The organism is Nocardioides sp. Z30_9 (assembly GCF_058215735.1).
The window spans coordinates 100688-125590 of record NZ_JBZAJF010000003.1 but is presented as its reverse complement, the minus strand read 5'-3'; the positions used below and the strand labels follow the sequence as shown (position 1 = coordinate 125590).

Sequence of the window (24903 nt, the reverse complement as noted above, 5' to 3'; positions counted from 1 at the left end):
ACTCTAGCCGATGCCGACTCCGGCCGCGGGGTCCCCACGGCCGGTCACCTGGCGCGTCGACAACAGCGCGCGTGAGCCCCACCAAACCTCACCTGCCGGCGCCGCACGGGCTAGCGTGGCCCCCTACGCGTCCCGACAGCGACGAACAACGAGGGCCCAGTGAAGCTGATCGTCCAGATCCCCTGTTTGAACGAGGAGGAGACGCTTCCGTCCGTCCTCGCCACGATCCCGCGCGAGGTGCCGGGCATCGACGAGATCGAGATCCTCGTCATCGACGACGGCTGCACCGACCGCACGGTGGCCGTGGCGCGGGAGCACGGCGTCACCCATTTCGTCCACCACGCTCGCACGCAGGGCCTGGGCCGGTCGTTCAGGGACGGCGTCGTGCGCTCGCTGGAGCTGGGCGCGGACATCCTCGTCAACACCGACGGCGACAACCAGTACCCCCAGGAGCGCATCCCCGATCTCGTCCGCCCCATCGTGGAGGGCCGGGCAGACCTCGTGATCGCCGATCGCCAGACGCACCTGATCGATCACTTCTCACCGGTCAAGAAGCTGCTCCAGCGGGTGGGGAGCGCCGTGGTCAACCGGGCAGCGGGCACCGAGCTCCCCGACGCCGCCAGCGGCTTCCGGGCGTACTCGCGGGAGAGCCTGATGGTGCTGAACACGTTCACCCGGTTCAGCTACTGCATGGAGACGATCATCCAGGCGGGCAACAAGCGCCTGAAGATCGACAGCGTCCCGGTCACGACCAACGCCAAGTCCCGCGAGTCACGACTGTTCCGCTCGACACCGGAGCACGTGGCGAAGTCGATGGCGGCGATCGTCCGGTCCTACATGATGTACAAGCCGTACGTGCTGTTCGCCTGGCTCACCGGAGTCTTCGGCCTGCTGGGGATGATCCCCTTCGTGCGGTACGGCGTGCTGTGGCTGCGCGACCGGGAGGACGGCCACCTCCAGTCGCTGCTCCTCGGGGCGCTGCTGCTGATCCTCGCCTTCATGAGTGTGATGCTCGGGGTGATCTCCGACCTGATCCGCACCAACCGCGAGCTGATCGAGGACAACCTCGAGCACACCAAGCGCAACCGCTTCCGCGTCCCCTACCCGGGGGTGGACCTCCCCCCGCCGGAGACAGCACTCGCGCGCGACCGAGCGGCCAGACCCTGAGCGAGGACCGTCGGGCAGCGTGGCCGCGCCGCCGGCTGTTGCGAGTACTGCTCGCGATGCTGGTCGTCGTGGGTTGCGGCTACCTGCTGGCCAGGGAGAGCGGTGACCTGGCGACAGCCGCCCGACAGCTGAGCCCGGCACGGGTGGGCCTCGCAGCCATCCTGGCCATCGCCGGGAGCATGTGCATGGAGCGCACCTGGCTGGCGCTGCTGCGCGGGTTCGGGGTGCAGGTCGGCACCCGTGACGCCGCCACCGTCTTCTACACCAGCCAGCTCGGCAAGTACGTCCCCGGCTCGGTGTGGCCGGTGGTGGCCCAGGTGAGTCTCGGTGCGCGTTGGGGAGCACCTCGCAGGGTGATGCTCGCGGCGAGCATCCTGCTGCTCACGATGCTGACCGTCACCGGGATCGTTGTCGGGGCGGTGCTGCTGCCCTGGTCCAGCCCCGACGGGCTGGGCAGGTACTGGTGGCTCCTCGTGCTGCTCCCCCCGCTCGTGGCCCTGCTCCACCCGCGGATCGTGAGCCTTCTCCTCGACCGGCTCGCGCTGTGGTCCGGGCGCGAGCGGCTCGACGCACGGATCTCCACCAGCGGCCTGGTTCGCGCCGGCTCGTGGGCCGTGCTGGCCTGGGTGCTGCTCGGAGCCCACCTGCTCGCACTGATGAGCGCCTACGGCCGCCTCGATCCGCTCGACGCCGCAGTGGCGGTCGGGGGGATCGGCCTGGCGTGGGCGGCGGGACTGGCGTTCATACCGGCCCCGGCGGGGGCCGGGGTCCGGGAAGGGGTCCTCGTCCTGACCCTGGGACCAGTGGTGGGCGCTGACGCCGCGGTGACCGTTGCCCTCGCCTCACGGGTGCTGCTCGTTCTCGCCGACGTCGCACTCGCTGCGGCGAGTCTCGGACTGCGGGGCCTGCGGGGCCTCAGGGGCGCGAGAGCAGAGAGGTCTGCTCGGGGTACGGCAGGGTCGGCGTCAGACCGGCGCACACCTGCTCGACGAGACCAGAGCGTGTGATCGCGTCCCGGTAGCGTCGCCGACGGCTGTTGTCGAACACGATGAGCCCGTCGGCAGCCAGCCTGCCCACCGCGGCGGCCAGGCACGCCTCTCGAGCACGGCCGTCGATGACCACGAGGTCGAACGACCCGGGCACCTCGTCGATGGCAGCGACGTACCGGGCGAAGTCCAGCCCCTCGTGGCCCTCCTTGCGCGAGGGCACGGACGGGTCGGCACTCGGCACCGGCTCGACCACGCGCACGGACGCGTTCGGGTGACCGGCCAGTGCAGAGGACATCAGCTCGGCGAACCCGGCATGGTGCTCGACGCTGTGCACCTGTCCGCTGCGGCGGGCCAGCCACACCGTGCTGGCGCCCGAGCCGTACTCGAAGACCCTCGCCGGGGCCGAGCGGGTGGCAAGCCACTCCTCCACCGTCGTGATCGCGCGGTAGGTCCACCACGGCACGTCGAGCTCGGCCATCGCCTGCGAGTCGTGCACGAGCGTCAGGCTGTGTGCCCAGTGCCGCCAGCGCCGGTCCAGCGGAGGTGCCTCGGCGTCGAGCCCGAGGCGGTCCAGCGTGCGGCGTACTCCCCGGGCGGATCCGGCGTACACGCTCTTCATCGTCGCGAGGGACCGCATGCGCGAAGCGTAGTGGTTGGCCGATCGTCACTGCTCAGGGCACGGGGACGCCGACGTAGGTGTGCACCAGGCAGAAGTTGGTCTCGGGGTCGCTCGACTCGAGCTCGATCACCGCCGGGATGCCCGTGTCGAGACGGCGATGCAGCTGGACGAGCGTCCCCTTCAGCTCCAGCTTGGGTGAGCCGCTGGTCACGGCCAGCTCCTCCCCGTCCTTGTCGAGCACCGACATGGTCACCCGATTCGCTCGGGGCTGGTAGAGCTCGAGCTGCAGGAACCACTCCTTCGCCCTGTTCACCTCGGCGAGCGGGATGCGAGTGGTCCCCTCCCCCCTGACGAAGATGCCGCAGCCCTGGATGCGTGGGCTCTTGTAGTCAGCCACCGACAGGAACTTGGCATTCACGAACTGGCCGGATCCGTCGACCGTCAACCTGTCCTTCGACGGGCCGTCGAAGTCCGCCGACGCGCCCCCCAGGCCCAGCAGATCGGAGAGGAACATCTCGGAGATGTAGGGAACGATGGCCTCCGGAAGCAGCGTGTCGTAGAGCTGCACGCTGGGACCGCGCTCTTCAGCGTTCCGCAGGACGTTCGCGGTGTAGTCCCGCGCCGGGTTCTGCCAGAACCGCTCGGCGAACCTCACCGTGGACAGGGCACAGGACACCAGGAGCAGGACCACGGCCCCGCTGACCAGCGCCTGTCGTCGGCGCTCGTCGAACCACCGGCCGGCGGCTCGGGAGCCCGTCCTCGCCGGCTCGCTGGGGGGCTTCGCCCCGAACGCGAGCGCGATCCCGAGAGCGAGCGCGAGCGGGACGTAGTAGCTGTACCGCAGGATGCTGGGCAGCACTTCCCCCAGCCACCAGCGACCGGATCCCACGAGCACCAGGCTTCCCATGGCGGTCCACACGGGGATCAGCCACGCGACCAGCGCCAACCGGCCGGTTCGCCGCACGCTGAGCGCGATCAGGCCCAGGAGCGCCACCTGCCCGAGGACCAGCAGGAACAGCGGTGGCTCGGCGTACAGGCTCCACTGATGAGGAAAGGAGTAGTACTGCCACGGGCCTCCCACGAGCGCCGGACCGAGGATGACCAGCCACCCCTGTCCCGCGAGCCAGAGGCCGTCGCCGATCGAGAAGTCCGAGTCCGGACTGTTGTAGTCACCGGCCAGGTACAACGTCGCGAACACCGCGCCGGCAACCGCGAGGACGAGCCACCCCCGCCACAGGCTGAGCCCGCCCCGTACGCGGTCGCGCCACGGCCCCTGCTGCAGGAACACGAAGGAGAGGAGCGGCAGGAGGACGACCATCGGCAGCGACTGCTGGGCGAACGCGAGCATGATCAGGGTCAGGACCGCGACGACCACGGCGTCCACCAAGCGGCGTTCTCGGGTGTACCGCACCTGAGCGAGCAGGGCGCCGACGAGGCACGCTTGTCCGATGCCCAGTCCGAGGCCGCTGTTGAGGGCTGCCATGCCCGGCACCAGGTAGGGACTGAACGCGTAGCCCACCAGCACCACCCAGAGCCAGGGTCGCGCACCCACGAGTGTGCGGAGGAGTCGCCACAGGAGCACGGTGGTGAGTGCCTGGAACGCGAGCCGGATCAGCACGGTGAACCACCACTCGAGCGGGACCACCCTGTTCAGGAGCCAGTACACGAGCCGCTGGGCAGCACCGAAGTGACCCCCGAGCGTGCTGGTCAGGTAGTCCCAGCTGAGGCCACGGCCATTGGCGTAGGCCAGGTTCGGCAGGTCCGCTGCGCTGTACCAGCCGCGCAGCATGATGAAGCCGAGCCACGTCGCCTGACCGACCACGATGGCCGACAGGGCCAGCTGTTCTCGCGAGAGCGTCACAGAGACGTGCGGTGGCGTTCGCTCTACGGACTCCTCGGAGACGCGAGTCGTGGTGCTCGACATGGCGCGCAGGCTATCCCACGAACCCGCCCGAACCGGGCGACCCTGCTGACGCGCCCTCGGAGCCTGACAGCACCCGTCCGCACACGAGTCCCACGACCAGGGCCGCGAGCACAGCGGACCCTTCGGGGGGTACGACGGCCGAACCGGGGATCGCGATCAGGACGGCGATGGCCAGCGCCGCGATGCACGCGCCCGACACCTCTCGCACGCCGCGGCCCCGGGTCAGGTGTCCGAGGACACCACCTGCGGCAAGCGGGAGGGACACCACCGCCATCGCCAGCAGCGTCACCAGCTGGGCGACCCTCCCCAGCGGCCGCTCCTCCGGGCCGTCGAGGGGCCCGTGATCCAGCACCTGGGCCCGGCGTCCTCCGCGCCGAGCCTGTGCCAGCAGCAGGATCGCGAGGACGACGAGCCCGCCGGCCAGGACCAGCCCACCGACCACGGCCACGCGGAAACCGGTCTGGGGTGCATAGGACAGCTCCACCACGCCCGTCGTGCCCGCTGGCACCACGAAGCCTTGACGCCACCCGTCCGAGACGACCGGGTCCAGCTCGACCCCCGACACGCTCGCGGTCCAGCCGCGGTTGAAGCTCTCCCCGAGCCCCAGGAGGGACGGGGAGTCCACGGAGACGTCCACGCGCCGCTTCGTGGCCGACCACGAGAGAACCTGCGGCTGCCTGATCGGGGCCGCGACGGTCGTGGACGGCGGCGCGAGGACCAGGCTCGTCATCGCGAAGCCGGCGGGGTTCGTGACGCGGATCCGGTGGGTCCCGGCAGGCAACGTCACGTTCTGGTCCCCACACGGGACGACCTCGAGCTCGGCGCCCGACCGCACGGCGCGCAGGGTTCCCGCCAGTCGGGTCTGGACCGTCTGCCCGGCGACCTCGACGGTCGGACCGAAGCCGCAGGCGGCGCCGGTCGGGCCGTCGAGGTCCGGGCGGTGCACGAGGTCCCCGATCCCGGTCACGTCCAGCTCGGAGATGCCGACTCCTTCGGGCCCGGCGCCCCCGACGGCGCTCACCAGGAGCTGGCGGGTGCGCACCGGGCGCATCTCCCCCGCCTCGGGGCCGGTGGTCGCCACCACCTGCGGTTTCCCTGTTCCCGGGCCACCGTCGACCAGCAGCGCCTCCGGCAGCCGACCCGGGTTGCCCGACGACGTCGTCGCCATCACCCCGGTGACCGTGCGACGAGGCCCCCACCTCAGCTGCAACCCGGCCCTCAGGTCCCCCGGGGCAGAGGTCCATCCGGTCTCGGAGAGGCCATCGACTGCGCCGGCGGCCGTGACGGCAGGGTCCCCGGCGAACGTCGAGGTCCCCGTGACCCGCACGAGGTCGTCCCCCAGCGGCGCGAAGAGCCTGTCCAGGTCGGGTCCGTTGGTGGCGATCGCGCTGCCGCCGACACGCCACGTGCCCGCCTCGCTCACCGTGATGTCGCGGTCGAACCCGGGCGTCTCGGAGGTCTGAACCTGCCGGCCGGAGCCGCACCTGACCCTCCCGTCGTCGGCGGCGACCGAGCAGGCCCGCCGCGGGGCCTCGCTCGAGGCGAGCACGGCGGTCCTCGACGACATCGCTCCCGGCAGCACCAGCGACCGGGTGATGTCGTGCCCGGCGATGCGTACGTCGGCCAGCCGGACCTGCCCGGTGTCGGACGCCGCATCCAGGACGGTGACGCGGAGCCGGGTGGCCGAGTCGTCGCCGAGCCGAAGGTTCGGCAGGGTCCCGTCCGCTCGCACCTCGGCGACCTCCGACCGGTCATCGGTGGCAACCCGTACCGACGTCACCGAGCTGCCGCCGACGGTGTCGAAGGTGAGCGACACGTCATCCACCGTCGTGGGCCGTTCGAAGTCGACCTCGATCCACTGACCCCGAGGGCGGGAGAACGGGGCGCTCGCCCAGGCGGTGTAGATGGACCGGTCGAACGCCGAGTAGGGATGTTCCTCGGGTCGCACGGCGCCGAAGACGTCGGCGTACCCGGCGGAGCTCGAGGCCACGATGCTGGCGGCCCCCTCGTACCGGGCTACCGTCCGGTCCTCCGGCACCGCCTCGTCGACGTAGTCGTGCGCCGGCCGGTCCACCCGGTACCGGTCACGCGCCGTCATCACCCCCGAGCCGGCCTCGTGAGACCTGCCGAAACTGCGCTCCACCCTGCGCAGACTGTCGGTGACGACATCGGGTCGCTGGCCGTCGGCGGCCAGAACCACCGCCTGCTGCTCGCCGGCGAGCCCGGCCGCCCGTACACCGGGCACCACCTCGGGACCACCGGAGACCACGACGCGCCGGTCCCAGTCCTGCAGCTCGACGCGCGGGTCGCCCTGCTGTGCGAGCTCGTAGACCTCGATCGCGGGCCCCCCGTCGTCGCGCTCGCCGAACGTGCCGGAGACCCGGACCCCGGGCACGTGGGTGATCGCGCTTCGGACCGACCCTGCCTCCCCGGCATCCGTCTGGTCCGAAGAGAGGTCGTGCCGCACGATTACATGGGTGATCCGCATGCTGCGGAGGACTTCCGCCACACGATCCTGGGGCCGAGCCTCGGACATGGATGCCTCGAGAGACTCCAGGAGGCGCACGGTGCTGGCGGGTGCGACCGAGAGCTGCGCTCGGGACGTCCACGGCGCTGGCTCCAGCACCTGGATCGGCTCGTCGATGGTCCGCCCCCACGACTGCAGGGGGAACGTGGGGCCTGGGAGCACCAGGGTGCGCGTGGTCCGGCCCTGGTCCTCGATGTGGGCCACGGCCTCGCGCCAGCTCTGCGGCAGGTCGGCGAAGCCGTCATCGGTCCGCATCGAGCCGGTGATCGCCGGTCCGGCGGCCGTGACCACCAGTGCCGTGACCACGCTCACGGCGGCCACCCGCGCCGGCCCGCGCCACGGGGAGGACCGCCACAGGCGGGGCAGCCCCTGGGTAACCAGGGCACCGAGTCCAAGTGCCAGCGGGAGGCGCACCAGGGGGTCGAACTTGTGGATGTTGCGCAGTGGTGCCAGGACGGTGTCGAGGGCGTGGAGCCAGGCGTCCGAGAACAGCGACCCTGCCCACCCGCCGCTTCCGGCCGTGAGGATCGCGAGCCCGGCGAGCACCGACCACACGAGCACCCGTCGCTGCCACAGCTCCCCCCGGAGCAGGCCCACCAGCCCGAGAGCGGCGACCAGCACGCTCGTGACCAGCACCCATGACGAGGACGCCAGCTCGTAGCCGCCGGTCCAACCGAGCGTCCCGCCGTCCGGGAAGAAGGCCACCCAATGACTCGTGCCGCGCAGCGCGGAGAGCCAGCCGATGGGTCCGGCGGTGTTCTGCGCCGACTCGATGAAGTCGAGGAACGCTGGCGCGTAGGAGCCGAGCAGGAGCAGCGGGACCACCCACCACAGTGAGGCCGCCCCGACCAGGGCTCCCCATCCCACCAGGTCACGGAGCCGTCGAGCGAGGGTTCTTCCGGCGCCGAGGGCGAGCAGCAGAGCCGGGAACACCAGGCACGCCACGACCAGGGTCGCGTTCTGCCCTCCCATGAAGGGGATCGTCGCCGCCGAGAACACGAACGCCACCCACGCACGTCGCCGGCCTCGGAGGTAGAGCACCAGGGGCAGGACCGTCCAGGGCAGCACCGCAGCCGGGAGGGTCTCGCCACTGAGCCCGCCCACGGTGGTCAGGACCCGCGGCGCGAGCATGTAGGTGAGGCCGGCGAAGATCGCCCCCGTGGCGCCGATGCCCGGCCAGCGAGCCGCCAGGCGGCGGGCACCCTCGTAGGCCAGCAGCATCACCAGGGCAGACCAGAGGCGTTCCCAGACCCACATCGGCACGCCGAGCAGGTCGCCGACCCAGAAGAAGGGCCCCATCGGGAACAGGTAACCCGAAGCTTGGTTCTGCAGCCCACCGGCGGCCGAGTCGCCGTTCCACAGGCTCAGGCTGCGGTGCATGAACCCGCCGGGATCGAACTGGAGGTCGAGCTTGGTGTCGAAGGTGATGCGTCCGGGTTGCTGGACCAGGTTGAGCGCCAGCGTCGCGATCACGACGGCGAGCGAGGCCAGCGTGTGTCGCGCGGTTCGTGCGCGCGCGCCCAGTCGCCCCAGGACAGACGCGTCGTCCGACACTGGGCCTGCCTCCCTGTAGGTCCCCACCCTGCGCGCGGAGTCTATATGCTGCCCCGGCACCCCGATCCGGCCACCACACCTGAGGAATGCCCTTCATGCCGCTGCCCGCGACCGCCCCGTTCACCGAGGTGTGGGAGCACGCGTCCGAGGTCTCGGGCTGGCTGACGCGGGCCCAGGCACAGCTGCTGTGGGACAGCGCCGACGATCTCCCGGACGAGCCGCTGGTGGTCGAGATCGGCAGCCATCAGGGCCGGTCCACGGTGATCCTGGCCGCGCGGGTCCGGGAACACGGCGGCACGGTCGTCGCTATCGACCCCTTCGTCGAAGGCCGCCTCTTCGGCGGGTCCCGGACTCGGGACCTCTTCGAGAGCAACATCGCACGCGCCGGGCTCGGGGACATCGTGGAGCTGGTCGCGGAGTACAGCACCCGGGCACGGCCCGGCTGGACCCGTCCGATCGACTACCTCTACATCGACGGCAAGCACGACTACTGGACGCTCTCCGACGATCTCGAGTGGGCGAGGCACATGCCCCCGGGATCCCCCGTGCTGATCCACGACTGCTACTCCTCCATCGGCGTCACGCTCGGGATCCTCGCCCACGTGCTGCCCTCGCGCACGTTGGTCTACGAGCGCAGGGAGGGGTCCTTGGCGCTCTTCCGGGTCGGCAAGCCGACCCGCGCGGACAGGATGAGGATCGTCGCGGAGCTGCCGTGGTGGCTGCGCAACGTCGTGATCAAGGTGCTGCTCCGGCTCAGGCTCCGCCCCGTGGCCGCGCGACTGTTCGGCCACCGGAGTCCGTACGACCCGTACTGAGCGAGCAGGCTTCGCCCCACTACGGCAGGTGGTAGATCCGGCGCTCGAGGATCGGGTCGTCGGCGCGGTGGTAGTCGGGCTTCACCACCGCGTTGAACCGGATCCGCTGGTCACGCCTGCGCCGCCGGGTCCGCCAGGTCAGCACCGAGGTCACCCCCTGGACGGCCACTGCCTCCCAGCCGCGGCGGTGCCCCTCGGCACGCATCGCCTCGGCCGCGAACTCCGGTGCCAGCTCACCCTCGACGCGCACCCGGATCGACCGCGACCAGTGCAGCTGGATCACGCGATGGTCGAACTTGCTGTTCAGCACTGCGTCCAGGGAGCGGCGGACACCGGCCCGGTCGATGTAGGCATCGATCTCCGCGTCGAAGTACGGCGCGTCCTTGGCCGTGAAGACCAGGGTGGGCCCCTCGGGGCCCTCCTCCAGGCGGCACCACCACAGGTGGCTGGGGAAGTCCACGATCTTCGCGCTCGCTGCCTCGGGGACCTCGATGTACCCCGCTCGGGCCACGCGCTGGAGCTCTCGTACGACGGCCTCCGGGTCGGTGACGTGCTCGAGCAGGTTGGAGCAGATCGCATAGTCGAAGACACCGTCGGCGAACGGCATGTCCGCGGCGTCCGCATCGAAGAGTGGGCGGCTCACCCGCGCGTGCTTCCGCCCGGAGCGCTGGGCCGCGAACTCGGCGCCGGCGTACCGGTCCAGCAGCACGTCGGCGCGCCAGGACGGCTTGTCGCCGCTGCCGACGTCGAGGACCAGTGCGTCCTCGGGCACGGGGACCTCGAGTCGGCGTTCACGAAACAGCTTCCACTTCGCGGCCCACGACATGGCGGGAGTATGGCAGCCGCAGACCCGGCCGCCGCGCCCGCACCAGCCTGGATGCCGACTCCCCGCGCGTTCGGGGCAAGAGCGACGAATCACCGGTAGCATCCGCTTCCATGCAGGGACAGAGTCCCGCGCCAGTCCGTGATCGCCACGTCGTGATCTTCAACTGGCGCGACACCGCCAACCCGGAGGGCGGCGGTTCGGAGCGATACACCGAGACGATGGCCCGCGGACTCGTGGAGCAGGGCGCACGCGTCACGATCTTCTGTGCAGCCCACGACCAGGCTCCCGCGGACGAGGTCGTCGACGGAGTCCGCTACGTACGTCGCGGCAACCACCTCGACGTCTACGTCAAGGGCGTCTGGAACCTGCTCCTGCGCCGCTTCGGGAAGGTCGACGTCATCGTGGACGTCCAGAACGGCCTTCCCTTCTTCACCCGCATCGCGACGCGCAAGCCGGTGGTCGTCCTGGTCCACCACGTGCACCGGGAGCAGTGGCCGGTCGTCTTCCCCGGCCTCATGGGCAAGATCGGCTGGTGGATCGAGCGCACGCTGGCGCCCAGGCTCTACCGAAGGTCCCAGTACATCGCGGTGTCCCGCGCCACCAGGTCCGAGCTCGTGACCCTTGGAGTGGACAAGAAGCGGATCGCGATCGTGCACAACGGGACGGCCGCGGCGCCACCCGTCGACGAGGTGCGCAGCCCCACCCCTGCCCTCGTCGTCGTCGGCAGGCTGGTGCCGCACAAGCAGGTGGAGCACGCGATCGACGCCGTCGTAGCACTGCGGGCGAACCACCCCGACGTCCGGCTCTCCGTCGTGGGGAGCGGGTGGTGGGAGGACGACCTGCGCAAGTACGCCGCGGAGGTGGGGGCCGGGGACCTCGTCACCTTCGAGGGCCAGGTCTCCGAGAGGCGCAAGCACGAGATCCTCGCGAGGTCGTGGCTGATGCTGCTGCCGTCCATCAAGGAGGGCTGGGGCCTGGTCATCGGGGAGGCCGGCTCCCACCGCGTGCCGACCGTTGCCTATGCGTCAGCGGGCGGAACCACCGAGTCGGTGGCGCACGGCCACTCGGGACTCCTCGTCGCCGACCAGGCCGAGCTCACCCGCGCGGCCAGTGAGCTGGTCGAGGACGCGGACCGCCGGGAACGGCTCGGCGACGGGGCCTACGAGATGTCGCGATCGTTCGCCTGGGAGCACTCGCAGGCCTCGTTCGCGCAGGTCCTCGCCGAGGTCCTGGCCGGACGTCGCGTCTGTGTGGAGGACCCCGAGGTCCCGGCTGCCACCTGAGCCGATGACCGGCCCAGGAGAACATCCCGGACATGCGAATGACCCGGCCCAGGGGGCCGGGTCATCGGTGAGAAGTCTGGTCGTCCCCGCACGCCGGGACCGCCGTCAGCTCAGTTGGTGTTCCCGTAGTCGATGTTCACCGGCTGCGTCACGTCGGTCGGCGACTGGTCACCGGGACTGGTCTGCGCGGTGATCAGGCTCACGATGGTCACGGCTGCGACGGCGCCACCCGCGCACAGGCTGCCGATGGTGGCGATGATTGATGTTGTTCCCACGATTCAAGACCCTCCCTGGACTCGGGCTGAACTGTAACAGCGGGATTGTCATTTGTACCTAGCCACGCGAGACCGATTCCACACGCGTCGAATCGCCATGGCCAGCCCCGCGAGCAGCGGGACGCAGAACGCCAGCCACGCCGCACCCATCAGCCACGGCCAGGTCCGTGGCGTCGCCACCTCGGGAGCGCCGCGAAGCTCCTGGACCTCCAGCTCCGCGCCGCTGAACAGGCTGCGGCCGGCGACCTCCGGCGAGGCGCCCGCGGACCTGTCGGTGACCACGAACCCGATCCCCAGCGTGCGTAGTCGCGCGGCGCGCTGCTCCGGGGTCGGTCGGGCCAGTGCTCGGGCGGCCGCGCGAGCCCGGGGGTCCTCCCCCGCGATCCTGCGGCCCGAGACGTAGAGGTCGTCACCGGCGAGGAAGTCGGGTGTGAGGTAGCGGCCCAGCGGGTCGAGCACCTTGTGGCCGTCGTTCCAGGCCGGCTGCCGATAGCTGCTCAGCGGCAGCAGCAGCACGTCACCGCTCTCTCCCTTGGCCCGGGCCTCCTCGGCCGCCGAGGCGATCGTCGCCCGGGCACGGGCGTGGTCCTGCGGGTAGTCCACCGCGGAGAGCCGGCCGGAGAGACCGAAGGCGGCGTCGGGCATGGTCGCCAGCGGCACCAGCACCAGCGCCAGCACGATGGAAGGGCGGGCCGCCGGCACCAGCCGCGAGCACAGTCGGGCGGCGCCGTACCCCGCGGCGACCGCGAGCAGCGGTGCGCACAGGGCGAGGAGCCGGCCGCCGTCGCGCACCAGTCCCGCTCCGGGCACGTTGGCGACCAGCCAGGCGGTCTGGTCCGGGAGCGCCCAGGTGAGTACGCCGATCCCCCACCCGATCCCCCAGCAGCACGCAAACGCGACGACGTCGCGACGGCCCGTACGACGCGCCCATTCGCCGATGCCGAGGGCGACGAGCGCGACCACGAACACCAGCGCCACCCAGGCGAGCGTGCCCGTGCGGGAGTCCGGGACCACGTCCGCGTTCCAGATGCCCCCGAGCCCCAACGCGGCCAGCGGGGCGGGCAGCGATCCCTCACCGCGCAGCGCGAAGAACCGGGCGCCGTCGGGGTCCGTGAGCGCGCTGGAGGCGTGCAGCAGGCCCGAGACGATCCAGGGCGCGTTGGCAGCGGCCAGCAGGGCGACGATCGCACCGACCCGCCGGCCCGCACGCGTCAGCGCGAACGCCACCAGCGCCACCGCCGCCACCAGGCCGGCGCTCGCACTCAGGCTCGCCAGTGGGAGCAGGAACCACAGCCTCGTCGGCAGCCTGCCTGACTCGCGCCAGGTCCGTGCCCCCTCGATCAGCCAGGGCAGCGCCGCGTAGGTGATCAGCACCGGCCAGTGCCCGATCAGCAGCCGCTCGGCCACGAACGGGTTCCACTGGTAGATCGTGATTGCCACCAACTGGGCGGGCAGCGACCGGGGTGCGGTGATCCGGGCCGCGCCGATCCCGCCGAGCACGAGCACCCCCAGCAGCATCAGCTTCTGCAGCAGCATGCCGGGGACCACCTCGTCGAGGACCGCGACGACCGCGTCGGAGGGCACCGCACGCGGCAGTCCCGACCCCACCCCCAGGAAGTCGGGGCGCAGCGCCAGGTCCGGCACCCAGACCATGTCGTAGCTGAGCACGTAGCCCGGCGCGAGGGCCGGGCCGAGCATCAGCAGGGCCAGGACGAGTGCCCAGGACCAGAGCAGCAGGCGGCGCCAGTGGGCCACACCTGCCTCCTCGTCCTGCACTACCGGGTCGTCTCCGCGGCCGTCTCGAGGCGCGCTCTACCGGGGTACCTCGCTCGCGGTCGACACGATCCAACCACTCTCCCGCCGTCGGCCTGCGGCACCGGGGTCCCCGTAGGATTCATCGCTGTGAAGAAGCAGCCCACGATCCTGCGCGGCGGCATGGTCATCGCGGTCGCGATGGGCGTGATGAACGTGGCGACGTACGGCTTCACGATCATCGCCGCACGCCTGCTCGGCCCACGCGACTACGGCGCCCTCGCCGCGGTGATGGGGCTGCTCCTGGTCGTCAACGTCGTAGCGCTCGCCCTCCAGGCCACCGCCGCGCGGCGGATCGCCTCCACGCCGGGCAACGTCCAGCAGATCGAGAGCGTCATCCTGCGGGTCGGGACCCGGGCTGCGGCCGGTGTGCTCGTGGCCTGCCTGGTGATGTCGCCGGCGATCAACGCGCTCGTGCACCTGGACAGCCTCGGGACCGCTGCACTCCTCGCGTTCGCCGCCGCTCCGCTCACCCTGATGGGCGCCCAGGCGGGCATCCTCCAGGGCGAGCGCCGGTGGGCGGCGCTCGCGCTCATCTATATCGGTGCCGGTGTTCCCCGGCTCCTGATCGGCACGGCGCTGATCCTGTGGCGGCCCACCGAGCTCGTGGCGCTCGCCGGGGTGGCCCTGGCCGCCTACGTGCCCGTGCTCGTGGGCTGGTTCGCCCTGCGCCACCCGCGCGAGACCGGTGACCTCTCACCGGACCACTCCGCGGGCGCCATGTGGCGCGAGACGTTCCACAACTCGATCGCGCTGCTTGCCTTCTTCGCGCTCTCCAACGTCGACATCCTGGTGGCACGCAACGTGCTCGACGCCCACGACGCCGGTCTGTACGCCGGCGGGCTGATCCTGGTCAAGGCGGTGCTCTTCCTCCCCCAGTTCGTGGTGGTGCTGGCGTTCCCCTCCATGGCCGACGCCTCCGCTGCCAAGGCCACGCTGTTCAAGAGCCTTGCCGTCGTCGTGCTGCTCGGCGCTGCGGCCTCGCTGGGCGTTCTGGTGCTCTCCGGGCTGGCGGTGGCCTTCATCGGTGGTGAGCAGTACTCAGCGATCCGCGACCAGCTGTGGGTGTTCGCCCTGCTCGGCACCGTGCTCTCGATGCTGCAGCTGCTGATCTACAGCGTGCTGGCCCGCCAGGCCCGGCGCGCGGTGCTCCTGGTCTGGGTCGCCCTGCTGTCCGTCGTCGCCCTGGGGCAGCTGGCCCACTCGGTCGCTGAGCTGGTCGTGCTGGTGCTCGCCGTCGACGTAGCGCTCCTGCTCACCCTGCTCGCGGTGGCCGCGCTGCGGGCGCTGCCCCCGGCCGGTGTGGATGTGGACGGCTCGGGGCCCGCCTCAGTGGGCGGCGGCGTGCCAGCTGGGACCGGTGCCGACAGAGACGTCGAGGGGCACGGTCAGGTCGGCAGCTGAGGCCATCTGCTCGCGCACCAGCGCCTCGAGGGCCGCGCGCTCCCCCTCGGCGACCTCGAAGACGAGCTCGTCGTGCACCTGCAGCAGCATCCGCGACCCCAGCTGCTGCTCGCGCAGCGCACCGTCGACGTTGAGCATGGCGACCTTGATCAGGTCGGCCGCGGAACCCTGGATCGGGGCGTTCAGCGCCATCCGCTCGGCCATCTCCCGGCGCTGGCGGTTGTCGCTGGTCAGGTCCGGCAGGTAGCGCCGGCGCCCGAGGATCGTCTCGGTGAAGCCGGTACGCCGCGCCTCGTCCACGATGCTCGCGAGGTAGTCGCGCACGCCGCCGAAGGTCTCGAAGTACTCCTCCATCAGACCGCGCGCCTCGCTGGTGTCGATGCGCAGCTGCTGGGAGAGACCGAACGCGGACAGCCCGTAGGCGAGGCCGTAGTTCATCGCCTTGATCTTGGCGCGCATCTCACCGGTGACCTCGCCAGGATCGACGCCGAAGACCCGGGCAGCGGTCACGGAGTGGAAGTCGTGACCGGAGCGGAACGCCTCGATCAGGGCGGCGTCCCCGGACAGGTGCGCCATGATCCGCATCTCGATCTGCGAGTAGTCGGCCGTGAGCAGCTCGGAGAAGCCGGGACCCACGACGAACCCCTCGCGGATGCGCCGTCCGGCCTCGGTGCGCACCGGGATGTTCTGCAGGTTGGGGTCGGTGCTCGAGAGCCGTCCGGTGGCCGCGATCAGCTGGTTGAACGTGGTGTGGATCCGGCCGTCCTCCGCAACAGTCTTGAGCAGGCCCTGGACGGTCTGGCGCAGCCGGATCGCGTCGCGGTGCTCGAGCAGGTGCTCGAGGAACGCGTGCCCGGTCTTCTCGTAGAGGCTCTGCAGCGCGTCGGCGTCGGTGGTGTAGCCGGTCTTCGTGCGCTTGGTCTTGGGCATCTCGAGCTCGTCGAAGAGGATCACCTGGAGCTGCTTGGGCGAGCCGAGGTTGACCTCCTTGCCGATCACGGCGTACGCCGCATCAGCGGCCTCGCGCACGCGCACCGCGAAGCCCTCCTCGAGCTCGCTGAGGAGATCATGGTCGACGGCGATGCCGGTCTGCTCCATCCGGGCGAGCACGTCGATCAGGGGCAGCTCGACCTTGGTCAGCAGCCCGGTGCCGCCGCGCTCGTCCAGCTCGAGGTCGAGGGCGGTGGCCAGGTCGAGCACCGCGCTCGCGTGCAGCATCGCGGTGTCGGCGGTGGTGTCCTCCTCGATCCCGTCCAGGCTGAGCTGCCCGTCGTCGGTGGTCCCCTGCCGCAGCTCGCGCTTGAGGTAGCGCACGGTGAGGTCGGCGAGGTCGTAGGAACGCTGGTCGGGACGGGCGAGGTAGGCCGAGAGCGCCGTGTCGCGCTCGAGCCCCAGCAGCGGCCACCCGCGGGCGGCCAGGGCCAGCATCGGGCCCTTCGCGTCGTGGAGCACCTTCGGCTGCCCGGGGTCGCCGAGCCAGGAGACCAGCGCGGCGTCGTCCTCGGGGGTGATGCCCTCGGTCGCGACGTGGGCGGCGGCGCCCTCGGTGGTGGCGAGGGCGAGTCCCAGCACGTCGCCGGTGCCCGAGCCCCACGTGCCCTCGAGGTGGACGCCGACCCGCTCGCCGGTGCGGGCGTGCTCAGCAAGCCAGTCGGCCACCTGGCCGGGCGCAAGGCGGGTCATGTCCAGGGCGAAGCCGGAGTCGTCGATCTCCTCCTCGGACTGCAGCGTCTCGAAGAGCCGGTCGCGCAGCACCCGGAACTCGAGGCCGTCGAAGAGGGTGTGCACCTCCTGGCGGTCCCACGGCTGGATCGCCAGGTCACCGGGGGCGAGCGGGAGGTCGAGGTCGCACACCAGCGCGTTGAGCTGGCGGTTCCTGATCACGTCGTCAAGGTGCTCGCGCAGGCTCTCGCCGGCCTTCCCCTTGATCTCCTCCGCGCGGTTCACGACGTTCTCCAGGCCGTCGTAGAGCGTGATCCACTTCGCGGCGGTCTTGGGACCGACCCCGGGCACGCCGGGCAGGTTGTCGGAGGTCTCGCCGACCAGGGCGGCCAGCTCGGGGTAGCGGGCGGGCGGCAGGCCGTAGCGCTCCTCCACGGCGGCAGGCGTCATCCGCTTCATCTCCGAGACGCCGCGCATCGGGTAGATGACCGTGGTGGTGTCGTTGACCAGCTGGAAGGAGTCGCGGTCTCCGGAGCAGATCAGGACCTCGAAGCCCTCGGCAGTCGCCTGCGTCGCGAGCGTGCCGATGATGTCGTCGGCCTCGAAGCCGACCTTCTCGATGAAGGGGACGCGCAGGGCGTTGAGCACCTCCTTGATCAGCGACACCTGGCCCTGGAACTCGTCGGGGGACTTCGCCCGGTTGGCCTTGTAGTCGGCGTACGCGTCGGCGCGGAAGGTCGCCCGCGAGACGTCGAAGGCGACCGCGAGGTGGGTCGGCTGCTCGTCGCGGAGCACGTTGATCAGCATCGCGGTGAAGCCGTAGACCGCGTTCGTGTGCTGCCCGGTCGTGGTGGAGAAGTTCTCCACCGGCAGCGCGTAGAAGGCTCGGTAGGCCAGCGAGTGACCGTCGAGCAGGAGGAGGCGGGGACGGACGGGGGTGGAAGGCGACGCTGGCACGGATTCGACCCTAACGGTTGACGCCGACAGGTGGCTCGGCGGAGGGCAGTCCGGCCAGGCTCAGGCGGTGTCCTGGCGACGACGCATGGAGCGACGCTGGGCCAGCACCTCGACGAGGTGCCGGTTGCCGCGCTGCCCGCGCTCGGGGGTGAGCTTCTTGCGCAGCCCGGCGACGCTTGAGTGGCGCACCGTCCCGAGCGTGACCAGCCCGAGCCGGGCGAAGAAGCGGTTGGTCTCCCGGTTGCCGTCGGTGATCGCGGTGATCTCGTGGATGTCCTTCTCCTCGGCCCAGGTCACGGCGGCCTCCAGCAGGGCGTGGGCGTAGCCGTGCCGCCGGAAGGGCTGCGAGACGACGAGGTAGGAGGTGTGCACGGCCGACTCCATCGACAACGGGGAGACCGGGCCACGGGAGAGCTTGACCGCCGCCACGATGCGGCCCTCGTGCTCTGCGACGAGCAGACGCTGGTCCGGGTCGGCAGCCACGGTGGCCAGGGCGCGCTCGGCGTCCTCCAGCGTCCTTCCGGGGTGCCCTCCCGGACGCGGCGTCACGCACCAGATCTTGATGAGGGCGTCGGCGTCGTCAGGGCACGCGTCACGGATCTGCGGGGGTTGGCGCGCCATGGATGCCCCTTCCCTGCTGTCGCTGTGACCGGACATGATCTGCGGCGACGGTGAGAGACTGACGCCGCTTTGGATGAACACTAAAGGAGATTGGGTGCTCCCCGGAATCGGTACGGCCGTGAACGTTGTCACGGTGCTCATCGGCAGCACGGTCGGCGTACTCGTGGGACACCGTCTGCCCGAGCGCACGCGCAAGGTGGTCACCGACGGTCTGGGCCTGGTCACCCTGCTCATCGCCGGCACCTCGGCCATGGCCGTGGGCGACGAGGTGCTCAGCGACGCGGTCGGCTCCTCGGCACCCATGCTGATCGTCCTCGGGGCCGTGCTCATCGGGGGGATCACCGGGTCGCTGCTCCGGATCGAGGACCGGCTGGAGGGTTTCGGCGGGCTGCTGCAGCGTGCCGCCGTACGCCGCTTCGGGGCCGGCGGCGGGAGCGAGGCGCGGGAGCGGTTCATCCAGGGTTTCGTGATCAGCTCGCTGGTCTTCTGCGTCGGTCCGCTGACGATCTTGGGCTCGATCAACGAGGGGCTCGGCAACGGTGCGGACCAGCTGCTGCTCAAGTCGGCCCTCGACGGCTTCGCCTCGATCGCGTTCGCGGCCTCCTTCGGCTGGGGCGTCGCGGCCAGCGTCCTGGCGCTGATCGCGATCCAGGGCAGCCTCACCGCCCTGGGAGCCGGGCTCGGCAGCTTCGTGCCCGACGCCCACCTCAGCGCGCTCACGGCCACCGGCGGCCTGCTCCTCGTCGGGGTCGCCCTGCGCCTGCTCGACCTCAAGCAGGTCAAGGTCGCCGACCTGCTCCCGGCACTACTGGTCGCCCCGCTGCTCACCGAGCTGGTGATCGCGCTCCGCTGAGGGGCGGCCAGCTCCGGCATCACTCGCCAGGAGCGGAGGCGTTCCCCATGTCCGGGCCGTGGGAGACGACGCCGTCGGCGACCTGGCGCATCGAGAGCCGCAGGTCCATCGCGGTCTTCTGGATCCAGCGGAACGCCTCCGGCTCGCTGAGCCCGAGGCTCTGCTGGAGCACGCCCTTCGCGCGGTCGACGGCCTTGCGCGTCTCGAGGCGCTCGGTCAGGTCGGCGACCTCGGACTCGACCTGGCGCAGCTCCTGGAACCGGCTGACCGCCATCTCGATGGCCGGCACCAGGTCGGTGTGGTCGAAGGGCTTGACCAGGTAGGCCATCGCCCCGGCGTCGCGCGCCCGGTCCACCAGGTCGCGCTGGCTGAACGCAGTCAGGATCACCACCGGGGCGATCCTCTTCGCCGCGATCAGCTCCGCGGCTGCGATCCCGTCGAGCCGGGGCATCTTCACGTCGAGGATCACCAGGTCGGGCAGGTGCTGCTCGACGAGCTCGACCGCCTTCTCCCCGTCCTCGGCCTGGCCGACGACGTCGTACCCCTCCTCGGCCAGCATCTCGGCGAGGTCGAGCCGGATCAGCGCCTCGTCCTCGGCGATCACCACCCGGCGGCGTACCCCCGGGCCACCGGTCCCCGCAGTCTCCCGGCTCGCTGTGCTTGGGCCCGTCGACGCACCCGGACGGCGTGAGGGAGGCGGGCCGGGGACGGCGGGCGGAGTGACGGTCACATGCGGGAGGTTAGCGCCACCCGGGCTCCGGTACCGTTGGCGCTCGTCACGCCGGGTTGGCGAAATCGGTAAACGCAATGGTCTCAAACACCATCGTCTGAAAAGACTTGTGGGTTCAAGTCCCACACCCGGCACCACGCACCACCTCCCCGTCCCCTGTTCCAGCAGGGCCGGACGGTCCAGGAGGTCGCGCAGGGCGCCCCGATTCCTCCCGATCGAGGTCGAAGTGGGTTAGTCCAGTTGACCATTCATGTTTCGACTCGGCTACGAACGGCCGTGATCCTTGACACTCCCTCCCCCTGCGAGAAACCTTCTCGCAGCGGTCTCGTCCGAGGCCCGACACACGTGGCCCGCAAGGGCCCCGGTCAACGGAGGAAATTGCATGCGGACTCGCCCCCTGGCGAAGCTTGCCGCCATCGGTCTCGTAGGCGCACTCGCGCTCACCGGTTGCGGAAGCTCGGAGAAGAAGGACGAAGACTCGGGCTTGAGCGGCGGTAGCGGTGCCAGCAGCGGCGACACCTACACCATCGCGTTCCAGGGCCCGTTGTCCGGTGACAACCAGCAGCTGGGCATCAACGAGGTGCAGGGCGCCGAGCTGGCCATCAACCAGGCCAACGAGAGCGGCGACCTCGACTTCAAGCTGAAGCTGCTCAAGGCCGACGACATCGGCGACCAGTCCAAGGCCCCCTCGGCCGCTCAGCAGGTCCTCCAGGACTCCACCGTGGTCGGCGTCGTCGGCCCCGCGTTTTCCGGGCCCACCAAGGCGGTCGCCAAGACCTACGGCGACGCGAACGTCGGGCTGATCAGCCCCTCGGCCACCAACCCCGACCTGACCGCGCAGGGCTTCACCACCTTCCACCGGATCGTCCCCGCCGACAACGTCGAGGGCGTCCAGGCTGCCGACTGGCTCTCCAAGAAGGCCAAGAAGGTCTTCGTGATCGACGACCTGAGCGAGTACGGCAAGGGCGCGGGCGACCAGGTCCGGGCGCAGCTGAAGAAGAACGGCACCGAGGTCATCTCCGAGGGCGTCGACGCCAAGACCGACGACTACGGTCCGATCGCGACCCAGGTCGCCCGGTCCGGCGCGCAGGCGATGTTCTACGGCGGCTACGACGCCCAGGCCGTCAAGCTGGCCAAGGCACTCAAGGCGGCCAACTTCAGCGGGATCCCGGTGGGCGGCAACGGCGTGAAGTCGTCGGTGTTCTCCGACGGTGCCGGTGCTGCCGGTGACGGCTGGTTCTTCTCCTGTGGCTGCCTCGACGCCGTCACGGCCCCCGGTGCCGAGGACTTCACCGCGGCCTACAAGGAGGCCTACCAGGACGACCCGTCCACGTACTCCCCCGAGGCCTACGACGCTGCCAACGCCATGATCGAGGCCATCAAGGCCGCCAAGGCCGACGGCGAGGTCACCCGTGAGTCGGTGGCCAAGGCGATCAAGGAGCTCGACTACAAGGGCATCACCACCACCATCAAGTTCCAGGAGAACGGTGAGCTGGAGGAGTCCTCGCAGGTGATCAACCTGTTCGAGCAGAAGGACGGCGCGATCTCGGTCGTCGGAGACATCCGGGAGCAGAGCTGACCTCACGGGGTCAGAACTGCACTTGACATGACACGAAGCGGTGCGCGCGCCTTCCGGCGGGCGCACCGCTTTGTGTGAGCAAGAGATCCATTCCGCTCCATGTGTGCCTGGGAGGGCGACCGGCGAATGCAAGACTTCCTCAACTTCCTCGTTCTCGGACTGACCCGAGGTTCGATGTATGCGCTGATCGCGCTGGGCTACACGCTCGTGTACGGCGTGCTGCAGCTGATCAACTTCGCGCACAGCGAGGTGTTCATGGCCGGTGCGTTCGGCAGCTACCTGGTGGTCAACCAGGTGGCCGGCGACACCTTCCTGCCCTGGTACGGCGTCATCGGGGTCCTCCTGCTGGGCCTCGTCTCCGGCGGGGCCGTGGGCGCCGTGGTCGCACTCGGTCTCGAACGCGTGGCCTACCGGCCGTTGCGCCGCCGCGGAGCACCCCGGCTGGCCTTCCTGATCAGTGCGATCGGGATGTCGTTCTTCCTCTCCCAGCTCGCCGGCAAGCTGTTCAACCGGCAGAAGAACAACTTCTTCCCCTCCTACTTCGACGCCAACAAGCGTCTCCTCGACATCGGGGGCGTCCACATCACGCTCCTGCAGGTGATCATCGTGGTCTCCGCGGTCGTGATGATGGTCTTCCTGGACCAGCTGGTCTCCCAGACCAAGCTGGGCCGCAGCATCCGCGGCGTGGCCGAGGACGCACCCACCGCAGCCCTGATGGGCATCGACATCGACCGCACCATCGCGCGCACGTTCATCATCGGCGGCGCCCTCGGTGGCGCGGCCGGATTCCTGTTCGGCACCGCCTTCGGGTTCTTCAACACGATGGGCTTCATCCCCGGCGTCAAGGCGTTCGCCGCCGCCGTCCTCGGTGGCATCGGCAACATCCGCGGCGCCATGCTGGGAGGCCTGCTCCTCGGGGTGGTCGAGGCCCTCGTGCCCACCGCCCCCTGGTCGGGCGGACAGTCCTGGATCGGGCTGGAGTGGACCGACGTGGTGGCCTTCGTGGTCCTGGTCCTGATCCTGGTCTTCCGACCATCCGGCATTCTCGGCGAGCGTCTCGGGAGGGCCGCATGAAGCGCGAATCGGAGCTCAGCATCCACCTCAAGCGCCTGGGCAGCTGCCTGCTGCTCGGCTTCGTCCTCGCGCTCATGATCGGCAAGCACGAGGGCAGCCAGAGCGACTACGGGTACGCCTTCCGCGAGGCGGTACTCAAGCCACGCATCTTCGTCTTCCTCGGCATCGGCGTACTGGTCTACCTGCTGGTGACGTTCTGGCCGCGCGTCCAGCCCTACCTCAAGCGCCCGGGCGTGCGTCCGCTGGCCGCGGGCGCCATCACGGTGCTCGCCGCCAACGCGCTGCTGCGCTGGACCGACAGCGGGCAGATCGACGGTGGCAAGCTGGGCGCCCTCGCCAGGGCCTCGGCCGACACCGGGGCCCTGGACTTCCTGACCCGGGCGTTCTTCGGCACCATCGTGCCCGGCACCCCCTGGATCCTGCTGGTGGTCGTGGTCGTCCTCTCCGCCGCCGCGATCGTCCTGGGCAACAGCACGATCGCCTGGACCACCGCCGGCCTCTCGGTGCTGGTCGGCTTCTGGGGGCTGTACGCGCAGATCCAGGTCCGGGACTTCCTCGGCGCCCCCGACCACTCCACGGGCGCCCTGGTGGCCCTGCTCGGCTACCTGACCATCACCACGTCCACGGCGGTGATGGCGCGGTCCTCGGCCAAGGTCGCCGACACCCGCGGCTTCATCGACGAGGTCTTCTCCTGGCGTCCGGGCCTGCCGCTGGTGGTCCTCGGGCTCGTGGTCGGCCTGATGTCGATGCTGTGGGCGTCCTGGTTCTCCCCCACCAACACCAACGACTCCCTGCTCGACCTCAGCTCGCGCTTCTCCGGCTCCGGCATCAACGGCCTCACCTCGGCGTACCTCAGCTGGCTGGTGTGGGTGCTGTTCCTGGCCACGGTGGGCATCGCCGGCGCTGCGACGTACCTGCGTCGCCGCGACCTCGGCTGGGTGACGCTGGTGCTGGGCGTCGCCTCGGTGCTGATCACCCTGATGGTGCTGCACGACTTCACCGCCGTCGCCGCCGAGGCCGGCTTCGACGGGGTCACCAAGGCGTGGAAGAACACCGGCGTCGGTGGCTGGCTGCTGTGCGCGGTCTTCACCATGCTCGCCGGTGCGGGCTGGATCGTGGCCACCCATGAGAAGACCGACGACGTCGTGGTCACGGCCGCGCTCGACGGCGACTCCGACCACCTGGCCACGACCTCGGCCAACTTCGGCAAGGTCGCCCTGTTCGTGGTCATCGCCGCAGCGCTCTTCTACCCGCCGATGGCGACCCCGTTCTGGCAGTCCGTGCTGGTCTCCCAGATCGGCATCTACGTCCTGCTCGCGATCGGGCTCAACGTCGTCGTGGGCTGGGCCGGGCTGCTCGACCTCGGGTTCATCGCCTTCTACGCGATCGGCTCCTACACCACGGCGTACCTCGTCGGGGCACTGCCGGTGAAGCCCCCGGAGTGGCTGATCCTGCCGCCGCTCGCGGCGATCCCGTTCGCGATCGTGATCTGCCTGATGGCGGGCGTGACCCTGGGTGCGCCCACACTGCGGTTGCGCGGCGACTACCTCGCGATCGTCACGCTGGGCTTCGGCGAGATCATCCGGATCGCGGCGGTCAACAACCCCGGCGGCTTCACCAACGGTCCCCGGGGCGCGATCAACATCCCGCACCCCGAGATCGACCTCGGCTTCTTCTCGTTCAAGTGGGGCCTGGACTCCCTGCCCTACTGGTACCTGCTGCTGGTGCTGGTCTGCCTGATCGTGCTGCTGTTCACGCGCCTGGAGAACTCCCGGCTCGGGCGCGCCTGGGCCGCGATCCGCGAGGACGAGGTGGCGGCGCAGGCCACCGGCATCAACACGATGCGGGTCAAGCTGCTGGCGTTCGCGATCGGTGCCTCCACCTCGGGTGTGGCCGGCGTGTTCTTCGCCAGCCAGGTCGGCGTGATCAGCCCGGACAACTTCCTGCTGAACAACTCGATCCTGGTCGTGGCCTACGTCGTCTTCGGCGGCATGGGCTCGCTCCCGGGCGCGATGGCCGGTGCCGCCGTACTCACCTGGCTGCCGGAGTTCCTCAAGGACCAGGTCCCCGCCGAGGACCGGCAGATGTGGATCGGTGCGGTTATCTTGCTGATGATGATCTTCCGTCCCGCCGGCCTCATCCCGGCCAAGCGCCGCAAGGCCGAGCTCTCCGGGCTCGACCGTCCCAGGAGTGCCGAACCCGCGGTCGTCCCGGCCGCCGAGGGGAGCTGAG

The 24903-nt window shown here is 70.4% G+C and carries 18 protein-coding genes and 1 tRNA gene; 10 read left to right on the top strand and 9 right to left on the bottom strand.

Translation table 11 applies throughout. The features are described 5' to 3' along the window. Positions 1 to 159: 159 nt before the first annotated feature. Both AC4BGB_RS19110 and AC4BGB_RS19105 read left to right on the top strand, forming a co-directional pair. On the top strand, positions 160 to 1167 hold the full coding sequence (locus AC4BGB_RS19110; protein ID WP_490548576.1) for a glycosyltransferase family 2 protein: 1008 nt from the start codon (positions 160 to 162) through the stop codon (positions 1165 to 1167). Between the two features lie 56 nt (positions 1168 to 1223). Next, on the top strand, positions 1224 to 2174 hold the full coding sequence (locus tag AC4BGB_RS19105; RefSeq protein WP_490548575.1) for a lysylphosphatidylglycerol synthase domain-containing protein: 951 nt from the start codon (positions 1224 to 1226) through the stop codon (positions 2172 to 2174). Here the strand turns inward: AC4BGB_RS19105 and AC4BGB_RS19100 are convergent. Genes AC4BGB_RS19100 through AC4BGB_RS19090 form a run of 3 tightly spaced genes read right to left on the bottom strand, consistent with a single transcriptional unit; the run spans position 2083 to position 8780 of the window. Then, positions 2083 to 2793: an O-methyltransferase gene (locus AC4BGB_RS19100; protein ID WP_490548574.1), complete on the bottom strand. Its 711-nt coding sequence runs from the start codon at positions 2791 to 2793 to the stop codon at positions 2083 to 2085. The two genes, AC4BGB_RS19105 and AC4BGB_RS19100, sit on opposite strands and share 92 nt — an antisense overlap. Before the next feature lie 34 nt (positions 2794 to 2827). After that, a complete protein-coding gene (locus AC4BGB_RS19095) occupies positions 2828 to 4699 on the bottom strand; it encodes a hypothetical protein (RefSeq protein ID WP_490548573.1) in 1872 nt (623 codons plus the stop codon). 10 nt (positions 4700 to 4709) lie between these two features. Continuing rightward, a complete protein-coding gene (locus AC4BGB_RS19090; protein ID WP_490548572.1) occupies positions 4710 to 8780 on the bottom strand; it encodes an alpha-(1->3)-arabinofuranosyltransferase domain-containing protein in 4071 nt (1356 codons plus the stop codon). A 95-nt stretch (positions 8781 to 8875) separates the two neighbouring features. On the opposite strand from AC4BGB_RS19090, the gene AC4BGB_RS19085 reads away from it, so the two are divergent. Next, complete coding sequence (locus AC4BGB_RS19085) at positions 8876 to 9595, top strand: class I SAM-dependent methyltransferase (RefSeq protein ID WP_490548571.1); 720 nt, start codon at positions 8876 to 8878, stop codon at positions 9593 to 9595. A gap of 19 nt (positions 9596 to 9614) precedes the next feature. On the opposite strand, the gene AC4BGB_RS19080 is transcribed toward AC4BGB_RS19085, so the two are convergent. Continuing rightward, positions 9615 to 10421, bottom strand: a complete 807-nt coding sequence (locus AC4BGB_RS19080; protein WP_490548570.1) for a class I SAM-dependent methyltransferase — start codon at positions 10419 to 10421, stop codon at positions 9615 to 9617. A 110-nt stretch (positions 10422 to 10531) separates the two neighbouring features. Between AC4BGB_RS19080 and AC4BGB_RS19075 the strand changes: the two genes are divergently transcribed. Then, positions 10532 to 11704, top strand: coding sequence for a glycosyltransferase family 4 protein (locus tag AC4BGB_RS19075; RefSeq protein WP_490548569.1), 1173 nt, complete (start codon positions 10532 to 10534; stop codon positions 11702 to 11704). 110 nt (positions 11705 to 11814) lie between these two features. On the opposite strand, the gene AC4BGB_RS19070 is transcribed toward AC4BGB_RS19075, so the two are convergent. Together AC4BGB_RS19070 and AC4BGB_RS19065 are read right to left on the bottom strand one after the other, a co-directional pair. Further along, entirely contained in the window at positions 11815 to 11979 is a 165-nt protein-coding gene (locus AC4BGB_RS19070; RefSeq protein WP_490548568.1) for a hypothetical protein, read from the bottom strand. Between the two features lie 48 nt (positions 11980 to 12027). After that, the gene (locus AC4BGB_RS19065) at positions 12028 to 13734 is read right to left on the bottom strand and encodes an MmpA family trehalose lipid delivery protein (protein ID WP_490548567.1); all 1707 of its coding nucleotides are present in this window, start codon (positions 13732 to 13734) and stop codon (positions 12028 to 12030) included. A gap of 147 nt (positions 13735 to 13881) precedes the next feature. On the opposite strand from AC4BGB_RS19065, the gene AC4BGB_RS19060 reads away from it, so the two are divergent. Then, positions 13882 to 15195 carry a lipopolysaccharide biosynthesis protein gene (locus tag AC4BGB_RS19060; RefSeq protein WP_490548566.1) on the top strand — a complete coding sequence of 438 codons (1314 nt, stop codon included), beginning with the start codon at positions 13882 to 13884 and terminating at the stop codon, positions 15193 to 15195. On the opposite strand, the gene polA is transcribed toward AC4BGB_RS19060, so the two are convergent. Together polA and AC4BGB_RS19050 are read right to left on the bottom strand one after the other, a co-directional pair. After that, on the bottom strand, positions 15121 to 17814 hold the full coding sequence (polA, locus tag AC4BGB_RS19055; RefSeq protein WP_490548565.1) for a DNA polymerase I: 2694 nt from the start codon (positions 17812 to 17814) through the stop codon (positions 15121 to 15123). The genes AC4BGB_RS19060 and polA overlap by 75 nt on opposite strands. A 60-nt stretch (positions 17815 to 17874) precedes the next feature. Beyond that, positions 17875 to 18435 carry a GNAT family N-acetyltransferase gene (locus tag AC4BGB_RS19050; protein WP_490548564.1) on the bottom strand — a complete coding sequence of 187 codons (561 nt, stop codon included), beginning with the start codon at positions 18433 to 18435 and terminating at the stop codon, positions 17875 to 17877. Between the two features lie 118 nt (positions 18436 to 18553). Between AC4BGB_RS19050 and AC4BGB_RS19045 the strand changes: the two genes are divergently transcribed. After that, positions 18554 to 19288: a DUF554 domain-containing protein gene (locus AC4BGB_RS19045; RefSeq protein WP_490548563.1), complete on the top strand. Its 735-nt coding sequence runs from the start codon at positions 18554 to 18556 to the stop codon at positions 19286 to 19288. Positions 19289 to 19307: 19 nt separating this feature from the next. Here AC4BGB_RS19045 and AC4BGB_RS19040 read toward each other — a convergent pair whose 3' ends face one another. Further along, positions 19308 to 20018 carry an ANTAR domain-containing response regulator gene (locus tag AC4BGB_RS19040; protein WP_490548562.1) on the bottom strand — a complete coding sequence of 237 codons (711 nt, stop codon included), beginning with the start codon at positions 20016 to 20018 and terminating at the stop codon, positions 19308 to 19310. A gap of 50 nt (positions 20019 to 20068) precedes the next feature. On the opposite strand from AC4BGB_RS19040, the gene AC4BGB_RS19035 reads away from it, so the two are divergent. The 4 genes from AC4BGB_RS19035 (at position 20069) to AC4BGB_RS19020 (ending at position 24902) form a co-directional block, all read left to right on the top strand. Beyond that, a tRNA-Leu gene (locus AC4BGB_RS19035) sits at positions 20069 to 20155 on the top strand. 347 nt (positions 20156 to 20502) lie between these two features. Then, entirely contained in the window at positions 20503 to 21597 is a 1095-nt protein-coding gene (locus tag AC4BGB_RS19030) for a branched-chain amino acid ABC transporter substrate-binding protein (protein ID WP_490548561.1), read from the top strand. Positions 21598 to 21696: 99 nt separating this feature from the next. Further along, positions 21697 to 22671: a branched-chain amino acid ABC transporter permease gene (locus AC4BGB_RS19025; protein WP_490548560.1), complete on the top strand. Its 975-nt coding sequence runs from the start codon at positions 21697 to 21699 to the stop codon at positions 22669 to 22671. Then, complete coding sequence (locus tag AC4BGB_RS19020; protein WP_490548559.1) at positions 22668 to 24902, top strand: branched-chain amino acid ABC transporter permease; 2235 nt, start codon at positions 22668 to 22670, stop codon at positions 24900 to 24902. Before AC4BGB_RS19025 ends, AC4BGB_RS19020 begins: the two co-directional genes overlap by 4 nt. Position 24903: the final 1 nt, after the last annotated feature.

Bases quoted from the DNA above. Each gene is read 5' to 3' on its own strand.
- AC4BGB_RS19075 (WP_490548569.1), top strand. From the start codon at position 10,532: ATGCAGGGACAGAGTCCCGCGCCAGTCCGTGATCGCCACGTCGTGATC.
- AC4BGB_RS19020 (WP_490548559.1), top strand. From the start codon at position 22,668: ATGAAGCGCGAATCGGAGCTCAGCATCCACCTCAAGCGCCTGGGCAGC.
- AC4BGB_RS19105 (WP_490548575.1), top strand. From the start codon at position 1,224: ATGCTGGTCGTCGTGGGTTGCGGCTACCTGCTGGCCAGGGAGAGCGGT.
- AC4BGB_RS19080 (WP_490548570.1), bottom strand. From the start codon at position 10,421: ATGTCGTGGGCCGCGAAGTGGAAGCTGTTTCGTGAACGCCGACTCGAG.
- AC4BGB_RS19025 (WP_490548560.1), top strand. From the start codon at position 21,697: ATGTGTGCCTGGGAGGGCGACCGGCGAATGCAAGACTTCCTCAACTTC.
- AC4BGB_RS19100 (WP_490548574.1), bottom strand. From the start codon at position 2,793: ATGCGGTCCCTCGCGACGATGAAGAGCGTGTACGCCGGATCCGCCCGG.
- AC4BGB_RS19085 (WP_490548571.1), top strand. From the start codon at position 8,876: ATGCCGCTGCCCGCGACCGCCCCGTTCACCGAGGTGTGGGAGCACGCG.
- AC4BGB_RS19050 (WP_490548564.1), bottom strand. From the start codon at position 18,435: ATGGCGCGCCAACCCCCGCAGATCCGTGACGCGTGCCCTGACGACGCC.
- AC4BGB_RS19095 (WP_490548573.1), bottom strand. From the start codon at position 4,699: ATGTCGAGCACCACGACTCGCGTCTCCGAGGAGTCCGTAGAGCGAACG.